Raw genomic sequence first — 2,178 nt, 5'->3', positions numbered from 1 at the left:
GCCAGGGCGGCGACCGCCGCGGCGGCGGCCCGGGCGGGGCGCCGGTGCGGCCGAGGGGTGCCGGTGGGCGCGGTGGGCGGCGGTACGGGTTCGGGCGCCGGCATCCGTAACGGCATCGCCGGCGGCACGGGTGGGCGCCGTACCTCGTCCGCGCGTGTCCACGCCTGCCGGAGTGCGCGCCGCTCGTCCTCCGTCGCCCCGCAGAGCCGGGCCAGCTGGTCGAGCACGGTGAACCGTTCCGGCACGGTCTCCCCGGAGCAGTACCGGAAGAGCGTGGACGTGCTCACGTTGAGGCGGCGCGCGAGCGAGCCGTAGCTGCGGCCCGAACGCTCCTTGAGCGCGCGTACCTGCCGGGCCAGCTCGTCGACCGCCGGGTCCTTGGTCTTTCCCACGGGCGTTCCACCCCCTTCTGCGTACTCCCACGTCAGCGGGGGTGGAACGGTTCCGGCACGGCGTGCGTACGTGCCGCTCTTGCCCGGGCCGGTGCAACGCCCGGACGCTGGTGGTGTCTTGACGACCCGTACGCCAGTACGTCCGCACGTCCGTGCACCCGCACGTCACAGGGGGATGCCCATCATGATCACGTTCCGTTCCGTCGTCGCCGCGTCCGGCGCCGCCGTCCTCGGCCTCGTCGCGCTCGCCGCCGCGCCTTCCGCGACCGCCGCGCCGACGGCGTCCTCGGCGGCTGCCGCCGCCGCTGCCGCCACCCGGCCGGCCTTCCTGTCGCCCGCCCAGATGCCGCCGTCCAGCACTCCGTGGACGGCCGACCCGGTGACCTCGGGGCTGCCGGAGGCGGGCGTGTTCTGCAGCCCGGACGCGTTCCCGGTGGCCGGCACCCGGCACCGCGTCTTCCGTACCGAGCTGGACACCGGCGGCGTCCAGGTCACCACCGTCGCCGCGACCGAGGCCAAGGCCGCCGCGTTCGTCGACCGGCTGCGCCAGGCGCTCCTCAGCTGCGGGGAGCGGATCGAGCGGGAGTATCCGGAGGTGGACGCGAGCAGCCGGTTCCACGGGAAGGTGGCGGTCGAGGAGGGCGCGTACGTCTACAGCCTCGACACCGCGAACCGCGAGATCGGCAACACGGACATCCACCTCTTCTCGGTCGGCCGGGACGGGCGGACCGTCACCTATGTCCAGTGGGGGCAGATGGGCGACCTGGTGGACGCCCCGGTGGCCGCCTTCACCACCACGACCCGGACGGCCGTGAACAAGCTCTGGCCCTGACCTGACATGACCTGATCCGACCCGACCCGACCCGACCCGACCCGACGCGACCCGACCTGGTCCGAAGGGTCAGAGCCGGCCGAGGGCGAACCACAGCTCCATCCGGACGTCCGGATCGTCCAGGTCCGTGGCCAGGAGCGTCGCGCAGCGCGCGATGCGCTGGCGGACGGTGTTGCGGTGGATGTCCAGGGCGACGGCCGTGCGGTCCCAGCTGCCGTGCAGCGAGAGCCAGGTGCGCAGGGTCTCGGTCAGCGGCTCGTGGAGGGGCGCGAGCAGGGTCCGCGCGTACGCCGTCGCCTCCGCCCCGTCCAACAGCCCGCCGAACCCGGCGGGCCGGTGGCGCACCAGGTCCGTACGGCTCGCCTCGGCCCGGCGCAGCGCCCGGGCGGCCTGCGCGTCGCCCGCCGCCAGGTCGCCGGCCTCGACGGGGGCGCTGACCCCGAGGGTCCAGCCGGGCTGGGCGGTCACGGGCGAGGAGGTGGGGAGCAGGAGCCGGACGGACACGGGGGTGCCGTCCGGCCCGCTGTTCCCCACCTCCACGTCGGCGCGCCCACCCTCGCCCCCACCGCCCTCGCCCGCGTCCACCAGGGCGGTCCCCAGGGCCGCGCCCAGGCTCGGGGCCGCGAACGGGGTGCCGTCGCCGCCCCGGGCGTGGACGACCGTCCAGGGGCCGGGGCCGAGCGCCCGCGCGGCCTCCTCGACCTCGGCCCCGAGGAGCAGCCGGACCAGGGCCGTGTCACGGCCGGAGACGTCCGCGCCCCGGTGCGGGGCGGTCAGCAGCGAGAGCAGGACGACCGCCACGCCCGCGATCGTGTGGTCCCCGGGCTCCCGGCTCTCGGTCGCGACCCCGAGGGTCAGCCCGTCGCCGCCGCCGAGCGCGTACGCGGCGAGCCGCAGCCCGTCGCCCTCGCCGCTCGCCGTGGCCGGGCCGCCGGGCCGGGGGCCGACGACCCC

At 76.5% G+C, this 2,178-nt stretch carries 3 protein-coding genes; 1 reads left to right on the top strand and 2 read right to left on the bottom strand.

Annotated elements, in window-relative coordinates:
- Positions 1-392, bottom strand: a 392-nt coding sequence (locus AB0E14_RS39645) for a helix-turn-helix transcriptional regulator (protein ID WP_362430432.1), incomplete at its 3' end; no start/stop codon positions are given.
- A gap of 184 nt (positions 393-576) precedes the next feature.
- Here AB0E14_RS39645 and AB0E14_RS39640 point away from each other — a divergent pair.
- Entirely contained in the window at positions 577-1,224 is a 648-nt protein-coding gene (locus tag AB0E14_RS39640) for a hypothetical protein (protein WP_362430429.1), read from the top strand.
- A 69-nt stretch (positions 1,225-1,293) separates the two neighbouring features.
- On the opposite strand, the gene AB0E14_RS39635 is transcribed toward AB0E14_RS39640, so the two are convergent.
- Positions 1,294-2,178, bottom strand: an 885-nt coding sequence (locus AB0E14_RS39635; protein WP_362430426.1) for a helix-turn-helix domain-containing protein, incomplete at its 5' end; no start/stop codon positions are given.

The organism is Streptomyces sp. NPDC047981, from assembly GCF_040653315.1.
Taxonomy (GTDB): Bacteria; Actinomycetota; Actinomycetes; order Streptomycetales; family Streptomycetaceae; genus Streptomyces.
Note: the sequence above shows the minus strand (reverse complement) of the source record. Positions and strands in the feature narration are given on the sequence as shown.